The following is a 15,825-nucleotide window of genomic DNA, read 5'->3' as shown; positions in this document are numbered from 1 at the left end:
CTGGTGGGGAAATTTCAGACGATACTGGAATATAGCATTAAATTCCACGGGAGGCAAGTGCGGGGACGTCAGCTGAGGGCTTCGGGGCATACCACGGGAAGCAACATGGGCTCTCCGAGGAGAAACCCCTGCCCGTAATCGATACCGATCGTTTTTACCATGTGAAGCAGTTCATGCCGGTCGATATGCTCGGCCACGACAAGCGTGCCCAGCTTCCTGCACAGCGCGACAATACCGTCCACGATGTCGTAGGCCTGCCTGTCGGTGAGCATGCGCTGGATGAGGGCGCCGTCGATCTTCACGATGTCGATGGGCAGGCGCGCGATGTTCGTGAAGTTCGAATACCCGGAGCCGAAATCGTCGATGGCGATCTTGCAACCGAGCTCCTTTACCGAATCGATGAAACGGGCGCACGCGTCGATGTCGGTGAGCTCCTCGCTTTCCAGTATCTCGAAGATGAGCGCGCCGCGCCGCTCGGGGATGGCCGCAAGGCAGGCGCCCACGTGCTCCAGGAATTCCCGTTTGAGCATGTCGCCCAGCGAGATATTCACGGATATGTCGGTGGCGGTGATTTCCAGGGCGTAGCACGCCTGTGCCACCATGAAGCGCGAGATGTCCCGGTCCTCGCCAGTGGCAAGCGCAATGGGAAGGTAATGGTACGGCGATTCGTACTCGCCGTTCCGGTTGAGGATGCGCAGGAGCCCCTCGTACCAGACGACGATCCCCGATTCGATATCGAAGACGGGCTGGAACACCGCGCGGTAGGTCTGCTTTTCCCGGTTATCCATAAGGGTGGAATACTTGATTACCGACTGGAACGCCTTGTCGCGCATGTTGGTGCGCGCCTGGAAGAATGCCGCGGGTATGTGCAGCTTTTCCGCCTCCTTCAGGGCCATGTCGGCCTGCGAGAGGGCGGCGTGGCGGTTCTGCGAATCGACGAGGGTTCCGCCTATACGGTACGAAAGGCGAATCTCGGAACTTTCATAGGGAAGGGGATGACGGTTGAGATATTCAACAATCTCCCGGAGCGCCAACTCTATTGCCGCCGTGTCGTGCGCGGGAAGCGCGTCGCCCGTATCTTTCAGTATCCCGAACTCGGTGCCGCGCAGCCGGTATGCCCGGAAGCCAAGCTTCCTTTCCCCGGTCTTGAGAGTGCCCGCCACAAACTGGAGCACAGTATCGGAAAGCTCGTATCCGAACACCGCCCCCAGGTCGTTGAAATTATTGACCTTGAGGATGGCGAGCAGGCACGGGAGCTCCCCGTGGATGCTGTTCATCATCACGTCGCGCCGCGGAAGGCCGGTGATCTCGTCGAACATCAAATGGCGCGTCGCGCTTTCCAGGAGGGCCTCGTGCTGGCGCTCGCCGCTGTGCGAGAGAAGCAGCGTGATGGCAAAGGCGATCGCCGCCATGAGCATTTGTGCGATCGAATACATGGGATTGTCGTACGGGTTGTACGTGAGCGTGACCGCGAACGTCGCGGCGCACACCGCGATAAACGCCGCGGTCCACCGGGTGCCGCGGCGCGTGCCGCGCATCTGGAACGCCAGGATGGGAAAGGTGACGAAGATCACGAGGCTCGTGTGCATGCTTCCGGGAAGGAAGCTGCACAGCACGAAGCCGGCGGCCGCGGTAAAGAGCACGGCGTCGCCCAGGCGCGCCAGGTCCTTCGTAATTACAAGCCAGGCGTACAGGCCGGCGAGATATACCAGGGCAAGAAAATAATTATACGGGTTCGCGGCCGTTCCCGTCGCCTGCCCGTACAGGAACAGGAAGGCCACGATGCCCATGGCGAAAAGAATCGAGGCCCGCAGCTTCGAATACATGGACCTGTCGAATCCCGATTTCAGGCTCATGTACCATGAGGCCTCGGTGATGCTGAACCCCGCGGGAAGATCGGTCCTTAATCGATGTCTAATCATGCAATGCCGTTCATTTGGTCGGGTCCATGCGTATCGGCCCCCATTCCGTCGCCGGTTGCCTGACTCGGATTACCGCGTTCGGACCGGGTTCATACTGATGAGAGCATAAAAATGAATGCCATTTTGTAAAGTACTTTACCGTCCAGCGAGCCGGTTTTTATTTTTTTCACGACCGGGCCGGGTTTTTGGCATAAAAAATGATTGTTTTAATCCGGATCGATAGTATTGTTCACCCGGCGGTAACAAAAATATTTCCGCCGGGGCGTAGTCGATCAGAGCCGCCCAATGTACCTGTTTTCTCCCGGAAGGAACCGTTTCACCCGCAGTATAAGTTCCCAAAGCGGTCTATATGACGCTCCGCTTATTATTGAAAAGTGACGTGGGTCTCTGGAATTTTTATTATAAAATTGAAAGGAACCGAATGCAACGCATACTACGTGCAGTTAGAATTCATCTCCCGCTGCAAATGCTAACAATCGCCATACTGATGGGCGGGTGGGATACGCTTGTTTCCCAGGATAAAAAAGCCGAAGACTTTGTCGTGTACAGTATCGAAGGGAAGCGGACGATTTTTTATGATTACCTTGCCGCCATCCCCGGGAATGGCGTCGTGCTTCTGAATTTCACCTCGATAAATTGCAAGCCGTGCAGGAAGGAAATTCCGGAGCTGGTAAGCGTAATCGAAGGATCAGGGGGCAGGGCGAAACTCCTTTGTATCTATTCCGAGAGCGGCAATTCGGTGAGGGAGCTGGCGTCGGAATTGAACATACTCGACAAGGCATACGTCGATCCGTTCGGGAACATCCAGAAACAGTATGACGTCAGAAAGATACCCGTAACGTACGTCATTCGCGGGGATGGCACGATTCTGGGACGATATGACGGATATACGGAAGATAATATCAGGAAGATTCAGGAAATAGTCCTCGTGAAATGAATTATTAGACTTGTTGCGAAACTGCCGTCTCGCGCTCGCGGGGATCCCCTGCGGGGGGCTTTTAAGGGGCTTCGCCCCTTAAACCCCGTAAAGACTAGAGTTATGCAACAAGTCTATTGTTAATTTGATTCAATTACCATGCCCGGAGGCGTTCAATGAAGAAGCGATTCCTCGACAAGAACCTGCACACCGCGATCGTTCTCATGCTCTCGATGCTGTTTGCCGGCGGCACCTTCACCCTGAAAGCGGACGAAAGGGACTTTAAAAAGAAGAAGCTCTACATATCCACGATTAAGGCGAATGGCGTCAACGCGAAGCTCGCGAACAGGGTCAAGGAAGGCATACGCCTTGCGATTTTCGAGGGATTCGGGGCGCAGTACCAGGTGATCGATGACGACGCGATCAAGGTCATGTACAAACAGGCGGAGGCGATCATGTCCAGCGGCTGCGACGATACGAGTTGCATCACCCAGATCGCCGACGGCATAAACGCGGATGAAATTGTGTATGGTGAAGTATCGCAGGACGGGGCAAAGATCGCCATAAGCGTTACCGCCCTTGAGCGCAAGGGAATGACCCTTGGGACGAAATCGATCGTCAAACAGGCCTTCCTGGAAAGCCAGGTGGACTGGATATCGTCCGAGACGGCGAAGAAGTTAATGAATCCGGGTCATGTTATCGATATGGCGAAAGCGCCGGAGATGCGCGCGGACGTGAACCTGGGCGGAATCGAGGTCAAGGCGATCGAGGGGCTCGATATTTCGATCATCCGGTTCAAGAGCGAGGACGAGACGGTAAGCAAGATTATCGACTATTCCAAGGTGCTGGTCGCCGAGGGAGACCGGTACTTCGGCAAACAGGATTACGCGAGTGCCCGGGCAAAATACGGCGAAGTGGTGGAAAAGGTACGGACGAAGCTTAGCGGGGCCAAACAGGCGCAGGTACAGGAATATGTCGACGGGATCCAAAAGCGCATCGCGTCCGCCGTGGTGATGGAATACAAGCCGCAGATAGAGAAAATTGACACGCGGCTCAAGGGAATCACAAACCCGGAGATGGACGATCTCGAGGACGGATTATCGAAATATATCGCGATAGAAGAAGAAATTAAGGCCATTCCCTACGGCGAATCGGGGGGACAGATAACCGCCGCGATCGGGGACAGGAAGGACAGCATTGTAAGCGCGATTGTCTCCGCGTACGAGAGGAACGGGGACGTTTATTATCGGGACTATAATTTTATCGAGGCGATGAACTTTTATAAGGCGGGGAAGGAGAAGTCCGGAATCATCCTGAATGCCGCGAAGAAAAACGAAGCTGCCGGGAGGATCGATAAAAAAATCGACGCCACGATGAAAACCGGCGAGGGCTACCTCGTAAACCGCGTAAAATCGCTGGTCGACCAGGCGGAGTACTATAACTTTCAGGACAGGACCTCCAGCGCGAAAAGCGCCATGAAGGAGGCCCGGAAGATCATCACCGGCCCCCTGCGGATATTCGTTACCCCGGTGGCGATAGAGACCTTCAATAACTATGCCGCGGTCATTAAAATCGACCCCATAACCGGGACGTCCGAACAGGAGATAACCGAGGCCGAAAGCAAAAGCAAGGATGATGTAGAGCTTTCCGCGCGGATAAGCCTGATCCCGGTCACAAAATGGTACCTCAAGAGCTACGGTAAGATCGATTACGAGATGGACGCCTCCAGCCTTACGACCTATGATGCGAATCTTCTCTTTAACAGCATAGGACTTCACCTGGGCGGGAGCGTAACCGTGGATGATACCATGACCGGGAAAACGATTAACACGATGGGATATATTGCGTACAAAAATTTTTGCGTGAAGGGCGCGCAGGGAACGTTTCGGGGAAAAGCAAAATGGTCGGGCGATCTCGCGCCGGGGATGCAGTCCGAGTTCCGATACGACAATAAATATACGGAAGCTGATTTCTTATATTATATAAACGGGATTCTTGGGCTGGGCTTCAGTTATTACAGCTTCAGCATGCCTCTCCAGATACACACATGGAGAGACGATATGCAGTCCAGGAACGGACTTGTCCCGGAATCGCTAAAACCGGTCTATGATGAGAATTTTCGGATACAGAGTTATAGCGCATACCTGGAAATCGATACGTTTTCCGATAGACTAAGGCACTATGGAAGCATGCCGGCCGGCTTCGGGCCGTTCTGTACGCTTCATTTTTGGGAAGGCATGGGAGTAGGGAAGCTCAGCGATGATGCCGCGCGCAATGCGGAGGCATTGAATCCCACGAAGGAAATGGTGAATAAGTCTACTTTAATGCTTTTCCTTAAAGGTGATTTAAGTTTCGGGGTTTACTGGGCTCCCACATTCGCCGGCGGGAAGCTTGTATTGGGCGCTGGATATAATCTTGAGGTAGTGGGCCTCCCCATGAATAACCTGTCAATCAATCAAATCAATGATAGCCAAATGGGATATGACGCCAGTTTTTACTCGGTACGTCACGGCATTATCATCAGGGCGTACGGGGTCTGGTAGGAATAAACGCGTTCCGGTGCCGCGTGGGCGGATTTGCAGAGAATGCGATAGGTGCGCGCAGGCTTGGCACAACCGGCACAACACCCGCGCAGCGCCTTCATGGCTGCGCCGATACACGTATCGCATAATCAGGAAAACCCTTTAAATCCCCACGCGGCAGGGGCACGGGAGCCGTGCCCCCGGGGGTTCGCCTACAACCTCACTCCCGCCTCGAGCCCCGCCGAAATGTCCGCGTAGAGGACTTTGTTCCCCGTCATCCGGTAGAGAAGGTAGTTGACCAGAATGTTCACCGGGGCCTGGAAGGCGGGGACCGCGTCCGCCGATATCGCCGTGCCCCAGAGATAGGCGTTGCTCAGCGCCGTGACCGCGAGGTTCATCGCCATCGCCGAGTGTATAGGCAGGTAGCCCGAATAGCCCAGGCGGCCGTTTATGTACACGTTATCGGTGAAGTTGTATATGTAGCGGTTGATGATATTGTCGCGGTACAGCGAATTCGCCTTCGTGGTTTTGCCGTTGTCCTGGTACGCGATCACCATCCCGACCGTATCCCCGTCCGGCTTCCTGAATTTCGCCACGCCGTACGAAGCCTCGCACTCCAGGGTGAGCCCGCCCATTTTTCCTGAGGTGGACAGGAAGAGCGAGTGGGTCTCCGCGGTCACCGCCTCGATGGCGCTGTCCTGGGCGATCCAGAACGGCGCATAGAGCTTGTTGTACCCGTACCCGGCCGCGAAATAGTACCAGGGACGCGAGATCACCATCCCGGCGGAATAGGTGCGCTGGAAGGTGTTGACGTGGTAGTCCTTCCCGGGATCCAGTAACGTTGTGCCCGTATTATCGATAAAGGACGTTGTCTGGTCCACGGTGAGCTTGGTCTGGAACAGGCGGAACTCGCCCTGGGCGAATATCCCCTTGCGCGTGTCGTCCTCGACGAAGGGCGTGATCGTACCGGTCATGTTGAAGATGCGCTCCCTGGTCTTACTCTCCTTCGAGCTTTGCACGGAATCCTGCTTGTTGACGGGGTTCTCTTCCAGGCTGTCGCGCGAGAAGCTATTCTTGAGCCTCGCGCCGATCCCGAAAAAGCGGAAATCCCATCCCATTTTCGCGTCGAAGTAATAGAACGGCGTGGACTCGATCTTTATATCGTCGCTCTTGGGCATGAAGGTGCCCGGGTCAATGTAGAAATAGTCCGCCCCCGCCTTCACGCTCACGTAGGGGAGAAGCGGGTTCCGCTCTCCGCGGTCGAGCTCAAGCGCGGCCAGCGGCGCCGCCGCGCCCGTGAACAATAGAACAAACATCCATGCGCAAAGTCGTGCTCCCCTGGAATTCATCGGTATCCCCCTGGAACGGCGTATGCGGGGCGGCGCGGATCGCCCCGGGCGTTATGCGCCATTACGGGCGGTCCGGGACGCGTACCCCTGGTTTGAAGCATTTTAAGAGAAACTGCCGTATGCGGTTACGGCGCGAAAATGATACCCGGGAATCGGACGTGCGTCAAGAATAATAGGCCGGGGGGCCGATAGCCCTGAATCCGGGATTTCCGCGCCCCCGCCTCCATTTTTTGCAACCAGTCCGCCGTCTCTGCTGTCTCTCCACGTACAAGCGCTAAAGCCAAAACGATGCATACAATTCCCGCCCCGGGCCAAGGCGCACATCCAGGCGACGAGGAGAGTCCCATGAAGAAGATGGTGTTTATCGAGCCGCAGGCTCCCGGCTTCCATATTTTTTCCAAGTTTCCCATCCCCCGGCTGGGAAGCTTCATCCTGGCGACTATGATGCGCGACCGCGGCTGGGAGGTCGAGGTGGTGGTGGAACAGCTCGAGGGCGTGGACTTCGACACGCTGAAAGGGGCGGATCTCGTGGGGATCTCGACGATAACGCCCACCGCGGTGGGAAGTTATGCGATTGCCGACAGGGTGCGCGCGCTGGGCGTCCCGGTCATCATGGGCGGCCCCCACGTGACCCACCTGCCCGACGAGGCCATGGAACACGCCGATTTCGTGATCCGGGGCGAAGGGGAGAGGGCCCTCATGGCCTTCGTGGACGCCTGGGAGGGCGACCGTGATTATTCCCGCGTCCCCAACCTGAGCTACCGCGCATCGGACTTGACAATCCATAATCCCATCCAGCCGTTCCTGGAAAACCTGGACGAGCTTCCGCACCCGGACCTTTCGCTCATCAAGGGGGGCTTGAGAACGATATCGAACCTGCGCATCATCCCGGTCCAGACCTCGCGCGGCTGTCCCTTCGATTGTTCCTTCTGCTCGGTCACGGGCATGTTCGGCAAGGGATACCGGTACCGCTCCACCGAAAACGTCATCGAGGAGCTTCACCAGTATGACGGGGGGAACGACTTCGTGTTCTTTTACGACGACAATTTCACCGCGAACCGCGCGCGGGCCAGGGAATTGCTGAACGCGATGATCGATGCCGGGTTCAGGTTTCACTGGTCCACCCAGGTGCGCGTGGACGTCGCGAAGGACGAAGAGCTCGTGAAACTCATGAAACGGGCAGGGTGCCACACCGTGTTCATAGGATTCGAGTCCGTGAATCCCGCGAGCCTGAAGGAGATGAAGAAAAAGCAGACGGTGGACGATATTGCGGCGGCCATACGCGTCATCAAGCGGCACGGCATTCACATTCACGGCATGTTCGTCTACGGGTTCGACGAAGACTCGCCGGAATCGGTCGGGGCGACGGTGCGCTTCACCCGGGAGGTGCAGCTGAGCTCCCTGCAGTTCCTCATTCTCACGCCGCTTCCTGGCTCCGATCTCTACAAAAAACTCAACGCCGAAAACCGGATACTCACCACCGACTGGTCGCTGTACGATACGCACCACGTCGTCTTCCGGCCGAAAAACTTCACCCCGTGGGGACTCATGAACGCGCAGCTCTACAGCCACACGAAGATGTATACCTGGAGGGAGATGGCGAAAAAGCTTTTCCAGGGAAACATTATCGGGCTGGGGCTCGCCTATTACGCGAGGAACCTCAATATCAAGTGGCAGAAGATCAACAGGAAATACGTGAAGGGACTCAAGAAGCTTTCAACAGGACCTGAACTGGAGAAACACGCTCCCGGCGTTGCAATCCCCCCCGGCACGGTGAACGAGGAGCGGACGGCGGCCGTCCTCTAGGGAGAGGGCGTATCAGAACCCCCCTGAATTCCGCTCGGGGGTGTGGGGGCATTTCGGGTCAATTGTTATTTGGTTTCGATTTTTTCTTCCGCGGTCCATTCTCCTCTTGAAAATCCCGGGAGCCCGATCGATACTGTCGCGATATCAGGCCCCCCGCCCCGAAAAGACCGGGACGGGAAGGCCGCGACATTTCGGATGGAGATACCCCCATGTATAATCCGCACCGCCCGCGCCGCCTGCGCGCCACCGCCCCTATACGGGAGCTCGTCGCCGAAACGATGGCCGACAAAAACAAGCTCATCATGCCGCATTTCGTCGTGGAGGGAACGCCCGCGCGGGAGGAGATCGCCTCCATGCCGGGGATCGCGCGCGTCTCGGTGGACGATCTGCTGCGCGACGCCGAGCGCGATTTGAAGAGGGGGCTGCGCTACCTGGTGCTCTTCGGGATACCGGAGCGCAAGGACGAGGTGGCGACCGGGGCGTGGGACGACGACGGGATCGTGCAGCGTGCGGTGCGCGCGCTCAAGGGGGCGCTCCCGGAGATATGCGTGATCACGGACGTGTGCCTGTGCGAATACACCTCGCACGGCCATTGCGGGGTCGTGTGCGACGGGAAGATCGCGAACGACGAATCGCTCGAACTCATCGCGAAGACCGCGCTCTCGCACGCGCGCGCGGGCGCGGATATCGTCGCCCCGAGCGACATGATGGACGGACGGGTCGCCGCGATCCGGGATGCGCTCGACGACAACGAATTCGACGGGGTGCCGATACTCTCCTATGCCGCGAAGTACGCGTCGGCCTTCTACGGGCCCTTCCGCGAGGCGGCGGGGAGCGCCCCCCTGTTCGGGGACCGGCGAAGCTACCAGATGGACTTCCGCAACGCGCGCGAGGCCGAGCGCGAGGTCACCCTCGACCTCGAGGAGGGCGCCGATATCGTGATGGTGAAACCCGCGCTCGCCTACCTGGACGTCGTACGCCGCGTGCGCGAGATCGCCGACGTCCCCGTGTGCGCTTACAACGTGAGCGGGGAGTACTCGATGGTCAAGGCGGCCGCGAAGGCCGGCTACGTGGAAGAGGAGCGGATCGTGCGCGAGATACTCACGGGAATTTTCCGCGCCGGGGCGGATATGATTATCTCCTATCATGCGCGTGAGGTGTTTGAGAAGGGGTGGATGTAGGAAAAAATGCCGGCGTTGCGTCCGAATGTCGCGTCTTTAGCCGGCCGTTCACGCGCTGCGCAACATGCCTCACGGCGTTGCATCTCAGTCCCCTGGCAGGGGGGGCTGGTTACACGAGGTAAAGAGGGGCCAGCCCCTCTCTCCCTCGTGGCTCCCACTCTCCGCGCCCTTCAAGCGCCAGGGAGGCTGGCGCCCTACTGTTTCGGCCCTGCGGGCTCCCCTGCGCTTCTCGGTTTTGGCGGGCCTGCGGAAATCGCCCATAAGGCCGGGCGATCAGTCCTCGGCCTGTTTCCGGACAAGACAAGGCTTCCTTGAAGGGAATTCCAATTCTGTCCACCGCCAAAACCTGTGACGTACAGGATGTACTAATGCCGGCGTTGCGACAGGAGGTCGCGCCTCTAGCCGGCCGATGCTCGGCGAAACAGGATGGCGCTTGAAAATGAATGCTTTGGATGAATTTGGGAATTTGTTTTCAAAGAGCACGAGCATAGCTAAAATCGCCAGTATTTGCAATGATCACCTATTCAATCCTCAATGTGGTTTAAGCCTGATGTCATGAAAACTTGCACGCACATTCACACGCATTATCGCACTCATCTTTCAATATCAAAGGCTCCTTATGCTTCCCTTGCTTTCGGCTTTCATGAAATTATTGCTGTTCGGATTTTCCTCGAAAAAAGCCCTTATCGCCAGAATCTTGCTTCTCGAAAAAGAGCGCGAGATTCTGTTACGGCATTACCGCTTTGAGAACAAGCGAATCCCTATTCGTCACCTTGACCGCATATTCCTTGCCGTTCTCAATTCAGCGCATAGCATTATAAATAGCCTTGCCATCATCAAGCCCGAAACCCTCCTCGCCTGGCAGAGGGTGCTCCTTAAAAGCTTCTGGACCTATCCCCCGCATCCCCGGGGCGGGAGACCTCCCGTTTCGCAGGAGATCAAGGAGCTTGTTCTTCGCATGAAAAACGAGAACCTCTCCTGGGGATACGTGCGTATCAGCGGAGAGCTGAAGAAGCTTGGCATCGACCTGGATTCCACGACTATCGCAAATATCCTCCGTCATTATCGCCGTAAGGGAAAGATCCGCGCTTCGCTTACCTGGAAAAAATTCCTGAAATCCCACATCGATTCGCTTTTTGCGACGGATTTCTTTACGATCGACACCATTTTCAACCAGCGATTCTACATTTTCTTCATCATAAGTCACGGCACAAGGGAAATCGTTCAATTTGCCATTACCCGGAATCCCGTGAAGGAATTCGTGAGACAACAGATGATCCTTTTCGAGGAAAAGATCAAGCGTCCCGTGTATCTCATCCATGACCGTTCCGGGGAACTCTTTCAGGACTATGCCTCATTCGGTATAAAAGAAATCGTTACCTCCGTCAAAGCCCCGAACATGAATGCATTTGCTGAGCGTTTCGTCGGCTCCATTCGCAGGGAAGCGTTTGATAGCTTCATTGTTTTCAATGAACAACAAATTCGGAGAATTCTTGTCGAGTATATAGATTACTACAACTCAATGCGTCCCCATCAAGGTATTGACTGCCGAATTCCTGCCGGAACCTTGCCTCCGGATGATCCCTTGCATCCTCTAAAATGCTCCGGTATCCGCTCTAAACCGGTCCTTGGAGGACTTCATCATCATTATTTCCGGAAGGCATCGTGACGTATGGTGTTTACTCTTAGTTGTAATTAATGTTGAATACGATCACCAGGTCGCACCTCCATCCAGAGAAAGTCCTGAAATCAAATCCGCCGGGGTATTACAAAAATAGCTTACTCCGAGATGCTCGTCCGCGGTGACAGTGATTGATAAATCATAAGCGGACACAAGGTGTATAAGCGATAATTCCCATGTTGCGCCGGAATCATTTGATTTCGCCAGATGAATACCGCCTTGATAATAAAGGACATAAATACTATTACTATTTGCGCCTATTACCGCATATGGGACAAAAGATACACCTGCTTTGATGGTTTTAGCAGACCAGCTCGTACCAAAATCGGTCGATTTTGCGAATCTCAAGCATTTATCAGTGTCGTTATAATAACTGATAAATACATTGTTGCCATTTACTGCGACAGACATCTCTGTTAAATATATTCCCACTGAATTGTCTACCGTTGCGAGCGACCACGTGTTCCCGTTATCGGCAGAGAGTGCACATTTTAAATATCCCGTCTCATGATCTAGATAAGTAATGGCAACATTATTTCCGCTAACTGAGATAGAGGTATGAAACAATAAGTACGAAACTGTTATTAGCTTCATATCGCTGCTTGCCCAAGTCGTTCCACCATCCGTCGATTTGGCAAAACGCAATTCATCGAAATCCGCTCCGTTAGTAACGTAACTAACATACAAACTGGACCCGTTATTAGCCATCGACAAACTCACGCCAGTAATACCGGTCGAGTCTATCGTCTTTTTATTTGCAGCGGGCCATGTTGCACCTCCATCAGTTGACTTTGCAAATTTGAGAGTACTGTATTTGTAACAAATATACACATCTGATCCATTTACTCTAATAGCAGTTTTATCTCTATCACAATCTGTTGATATGACCGATTTATTCCAGCTTACTCCTGAATCAATGGATTTGCCGAATTTCAGGTCATAATTTGTATCATCATAATATGAAAGGTAGACATTATTTCCATTCAGGGCTATCGAGGATTCTCTTCCAACGCTGCCCACTGAATCAACTGTCTTGAAAGAAGAACCATGTCCCTTTATTGTGAAAGTGAAAACGCTCGTGTCAGGATCATCACTTTGGATGGTAACCGTTGCCGTTTTTTCGCCCAATGTTAGTGGTGTGAAAGTAATAGTTGCCTCATTATTATAATCACCATCAATTACGGGTGTATGTGGCTGTGTTGTTACAACAAACAAGTCCGCATCGGGCCCAGAAATCTCGACCAAAGGGGTCCCGGTCAAATTGACAGGATCTTTACTGTAATTATTCAAATCAAAATGAAAATTCTGCGATCTGGTTAGTTCTACATTGCATATATCAACAGTTCCATTATTGGGGATCCACTCCTGAAAAGGTGTACTCCCATAAATCTGAAGATCAGGTGGCAAATCGCCCGAATCGTCAGCGCCGCCCCCACCTCCCCCGCCGCATGTGACCAATGTTATCATGACAGTCGTCATGATGATCCCAGAAATATTTCTCCCGATGGCACGCATTTTACTTTTCATCAATACTAATTCCTCCAGTAATGATCTATCATTATGTATTGAAATACTAAATGCTCATGCAGCTATTATGTTACTAATTCCATGGTGCGATAAAAAATATTTCACAATCGCATAACGTCTCACACGGCATTTCAATTCTTCTTCCTCTGCTCAACCTCAACGATCGCCCCAATATTCTGTTCATACATCTTGACGTTCTCGCTTATAATGCGCGCGAACTCCTTGGCGAACTGCGGGCTCATGCGCACATTCACAAGTGGCTTGATTCCCTGGTAATTGCTGCTTCCCAGTCCAAACGTGAGTTCGAACTCGTAAGGGCTGAAGTTTACGATTGCGGTGTTCGTGTAGACTTCGGGGACGACGATTTGTTGGGGTGAAGCAGGTGCTTGTTGTTTTTGATCTTCTTTGGTCATGTTATGTATTCCTTGGTTGTGTATTAAAATACTAGAACTATTTGAAAGGCCTTTGATTAATGCTCCCGACACTCATGCCATATTTCTTTGTTTGAATAATCACCGTCAACAGTTCCGACTAAATATTTTTCAATAAAATCATCAAGCTTGTTATCCTGAAGATATTCACATGCCGAATATTGACCATATTTATCAATATTGAAATCACCAATACCTGTTGGGGTTTTGTTTATTGCAACATATGAATCATATATATCAAATTTATTATGCGGGTAAAAACTGATTCTCACCATGTCTTTGGGGATTCCACTTCCATATGGTTCGCTGTGAAGCAATATTGTATATAATTCATTTTTAGTTTTCATGGTAATGGTTGTTCTTCTACTGAATTGTCCAGAATATATTTCAGCTGCTTTCGTTTTACCTATAATTAAATGACGAAATTCATTAATTATATTCTTATCCTTTATATAAAGGTAACATATCCTATCACCTGCATATGTCACAATTGAAAGTGCTTCAACCTCTTTTACGCATTCCTTCTCCAATTCAATTATTCTTTTCCTTGATTCTTCTGGATCACATTTTCTTCCACAATTGACGGCTATTAGAATTAATCCAAAACCAATAATTATTAGATTTCTAAAATTCATTTAAAATCTCCATTTAAATGTTTTCCTATAGTTCTCATTAACTGATGTATAAGTTTTTCCAATATTCACTCCCCCACCGCCTATACCATAACTTGCACCAACTGAAGCCCAAGATTTACCACTTTTATTATCAGGTTCTGTTGATGAAGCCGATATTCCCAAGTAAGTAGGCAACCCAATTCCATAGTTCATTTCATTGCCCTTACCTGTATAGTTTTCAATGGCATCTGTTGGGCTATTAAAGCTTGCAAAACTAATATTTGCTCCCCCTGAAATAAGGTTACTATACCATCCATACATAGGATTATTACCCACTTCAGCATTTTCTGAATACTTCCCGGTTTTATCCACACTCGCAGGAAATAAATCAACCACCAGATCGATTTTCGAGTTTGAGAGATTCTCACTATCAATATTCACTCCTGCATGCAGCATTGCATTTCCCTGATACTCTCTCCCTGCCGAAAGCGCAAATAATGATACGGATGACTCAAAAACCAAGGAATACATTACTTGCACTCCATGTGGCCCAGCCACTGAATCAAGATACGGTTGCATTAATTCTCCTGCTGCACCCTTGGCAGTGTCATACGCATCACTAATACCACCACCAACATTTATTCCAGTCAGTTCGTCAAATGCGGAATTTGCATTGTTGAAAGCAGTTACAGGATTAAATATTGAATCCATTGTATCCATAAGATTCTGCGCATAAGGCGAATCAGTTCTCCCATTCAATAAACTCCCCACCCCCTGAAACAACTCAGATAATCCATTATCGTATCCAATCGTATTCTCATAATTATCTCTCGCCGCGTTTGACCTCACCACCGTGCTCCCATTTTCTTCATCCAGGTGCCACGCAGTTCCCGCTCCCGCGGTATACGCCCATCCCGGAATCCCTGTATCTGTCATGGTGCCACTAGGCGAGGCTATACCGGAAATCAATGCTCCTCCAAATGGGTTGCTAGCCAGTTCCATAAGCCGCTCGGTTCGTGACCTTGCCATCTCCTGGTCTACCAGATTCATCCTCATTCCATCAACCTGTGACTGTACTTTGCTCGTATCATACCCCATCTGTTCCATCATCGCGATCTTTGCCTCGGTCACTTCTGTTGAATCGTTGTAGAAGTTCCCCGTGACATCCCCAGACATCTTCTGGACCATTCGCGCGTCCATTTCTCCGCTCGCCCACATGGCCTTGGAGTCGTCATAGTCTTTGGAGAATCTATCATACTCTCCCAGCGCCGCCGCGACGGCTACCTCGGTATTCGTCCTGTACCCATCTCCCGAAGCCAAATTGAACGTACTCTGGGCAAAATCGCTCACCCCATTCACAATCCCCATCGAATCCCTCACCACGCTCATCGCGGAATTCTTCAATCCAAGCCATATACCGCCCAGGAACGTGTCCGCCTTGTCCATGTTATCGGCGGTCTGCTGGGCTTCGTTCGGATCGGTTTTTCCATTCTTCTGGTCCCACCACGCCTTCGTGCTCTGGAGCGCGGCGTCAAGCGTGTTCACGTAACACGCCTGGTTGAGGTCAAACTTCTGCTCCCTTCCCATGGCGTTGTAGGCGAGGTTGCTCACGGTGTAAGACGTAAAGTTCTTTATAAGAGACTGCGTGTATTTGTTATCCGACCCCACACCCTCGGACGCCTTGTCAGCCATGTAGGTGCTCATAGTATCCGCCGCGCCCGCCTTCCAGTCAATGCGGTTTCCGTTTAATCCTGCGGTCATGAGCATTTTGGTGGAACCGCTTGCGAGGGCACCGGCGAACGTGCTGCCGCCGTATGCTCCTTTGAAGCCCGCCTGCATGGTCGACGCGGCGTAGCTTATTGCGAGGCTCTTTCCC

The 15,825-nt window shown here is 52.6% G+C and carries 10 protein-coding genes; 5 read left to right on the top strand and 5 right to left on the bottom strand.

The window, feature by feature from the left end; genetic code table 11:
* Positions 1 to 68 precede the first annotated feature (68 nt).
* Entirely contained in the window at positions 69 to 1,922 is a 1,854-nt protein-coding gene (locus tag EPN93_09135) for a GGDEF domain-containing protein (protein TAL35953.1), read from the bottom strand.
* A gap of 349 nt (positions 1,923 to 2,271) precedes the next feature.
* Here EPN93_09135 and EPN93_09130 point away from each other — a divergent pair, with 349 nt between their 5' ends.
* Positions 2,272 to 2,859: a TlpA family protein disulfide reductase gene (locus tag EPN93_09130; protein TAL35952.1), complete on the top strand. Its 588-nt coding sequence runs from the start codon at positions 2,272 to 2,274 to the stop codon at positions 2,857 to 2,859.
* 155 nt (positions 2,860 to 3,014) lie between these two features.
* On the top strand, positions 3,015 to 5,381 hold the full coding sequence (locus EPN93_09125; GenBank protein TAL35951.1) for a hypothetical protein: 2,367 nt from the start codon (positions 3,015 to 3,017) through the stop codon (positions 5,379 to 5,381).
* A 191-nt stretch (positions 5,382 to 5,572) separates the two neighbouring features.
* Here the strand turns inward: EPN93_09125 and EPN93_09120 are convergent, their stop codons facing one another.
* Positions 5,573 to 6,709, bottom strand: coding sequence for a hypothetical protein (locus EPN93_09120; GenBank protein ID TAL35950.1), 1,137 nt, complete (start codon positions 6,707 to 6,709; stop codon positions 5,573 to 5,575).
* 345 nt (positions 6,710 to 7,054) lie between these two features.
* Here EPN93_09120 and EPN93_09115 point away from each other — a divergent pair, with 345 nt between their 5' ends.
* The 3 genes from EPN93_09115 to EPN93_09105 all read left to right on the top strand — a co-directional run bounded on the left by EPN93_09115 (position 7,055) and on the right by EPN93_09105 (position 11,365).
* Positions 7,055 to 8,515 carry a B12-binding domain-containing radical SAM protein gene (locus tag EPN93_09115; protein TAL35949.1) on the top strand — a complete coding sequence of 487 codons (1,461 nt, stop codon included), beginning with the start codon at positions 7,055 to 7,057 and terminating at the stop codon, positions 8,513 to 8,515.
* Between the two features lie 209 nt (positions 8,516 to 8,724).
* Complete coding sequence (gene hemB, locus EPN93_09110; protein ID TAL35948.1) at positions 8,725 to 9,696, top strand: porphobilinogen synthase; 972 nt, start codon at positions 8,725 to 8,727, stop codon at positions 9,694 to 9,696.
* Between the two features lie 619 nt (positions 9,697 to 10,315).
* Positions 10,316 to 11,365, top strand: a complete 1,050-nt coding sequence (locus EPN93_09105) for a hypothetical protein (GenBank protein TAL35947.1) — start codon at positions 10,316 to 10,318, stop codon at positions 11,363 to 11,365.
* Between the two features lie 42 nt (positions 11,366 to 11,407).
* On the opposite strand, the gene EPN93_09100 is transcribed toward EPN93_09105, so the two are convergent.
* The 3 genes from EPN93_09100 to EPN93_09090 form a co-directional block, all read right to left on the bottom strand.
* On the bottom strand, positions 11,408 to 12,904 hold the full coding sequence (locus EPN93_09100; GenBank protein ID TAL35946.1) for an exo-alpha-sialidase: 1,497 nt from the start codon (positions 12,902 to 12,904) through the stop codon (positions 11,408 to 11,410).
* A 131-nt stretch (positions 12,905 to 13,035) separates the two neighbouring features.
* On the bottom strand, positions 13,036 to 13,317 hold the full coding sequence (locus tag EPN93_09095; protein TAL35945.1) for a DUF3467 domain-containing protein: 282 nt from the start codon (positions 13,315 to 13,317) through the stop codon (positions 13,036 to 13,038).
* Between the two features lie 56 nt (positions 13,318 to 13,373).
* Positions 13,374 to 13,970 carry a hypothetical protein gene (locus EPN93_09090; GenBank protein TAL35944.1) on the bottom strand — a complete coding sequence of 199 codons (597 nt, stop codon included), beginning with the start codon at positions 13,968 to 13,970 and terminating at the stop codon, positions 13,374 to 13,376.
* Positions 13,971 to 15,825 lie beyond the last annotated feature (1,855 nt).

The sequence above is a fragment of the Spirochaetota bacterium genome (assembly GCA_004297825.1).
Taxonomy (GTDB): domain Bacteria; phylum Spirochaetota; class UBA4802; order UBA4802; family UBA5368; genus FW300-bin19.
Note: the sequence above shows the minus strand (reverse complement) of the source record. Positions and strands in the feature narration are given on the sequence as shown.

Coding starts and splice junctions, on each gene's coding strand:
- EPN93_09135 (TAL35953.1), bottom strand. CDS start 1,922: ATGATTAGACATCGATTAAGGACCGATCTTCCCGCGGGGTTCAGCATC.
- EPN93_09130 (TAL35952.1), top strand. CDS start 2,272: ATGACGCTCCGCTTATTATTGAAAAGTGACGTGGGTCTCTGGAATTTT.
- EPN93_09125 (TAL35951.1), top strand. CDS start 3,015: ATGAAGAAGCGATTCCTCGACAAGAACCTGCACACCGCGATCGTTCTC.
- EPN93_09120 (TAL35950.1), bottom strand. CDS start 6,709: ATGAATTCCAGGGGAGCACGACTTTGCGCATGGATGTTTGTTCTATTG.
- EPN93_09115 (TAL35949.1), top strand. CDS start 7,055: ATGAAGAAGATGGTGTTTATCGAGCCGCAGGCTCCCGGCTTCCATATT.
- hemB (TAL35948.1), top strand. CDS start 8,725: ATGTATAATCCGCACCGCCCGCGCCGCCTGCGCGCCACCGCCCCTATA.
- EPN93_09105 (TAL35947.1), top strand. CDS start 10,316: ATGCTTCCCTTGCTTTCGGCTTTCATGAAATTATTGCTGTTCGGATTT.
- EPN93_09100 (TAL35946.1), bottom strand. CDS start 12,904: ATGAAAAGTAAAATGCGTGCCATCGGGAGAAATATTTCTGGGATCATC.
- EPN93_09095 (TAL35945.1), bottom strand. CDS start 13,317: ATGACCAAAGAAGATCAAAAACAACAAGCACCTGCTTCACCCCAACAA.
- EPN93_09090 (TAL35944.1), bottom strand. CDS start 13,970: ATGAATTTTAGAAATCTAATAATTATTGGTTTTGGATTAATTCTAATA.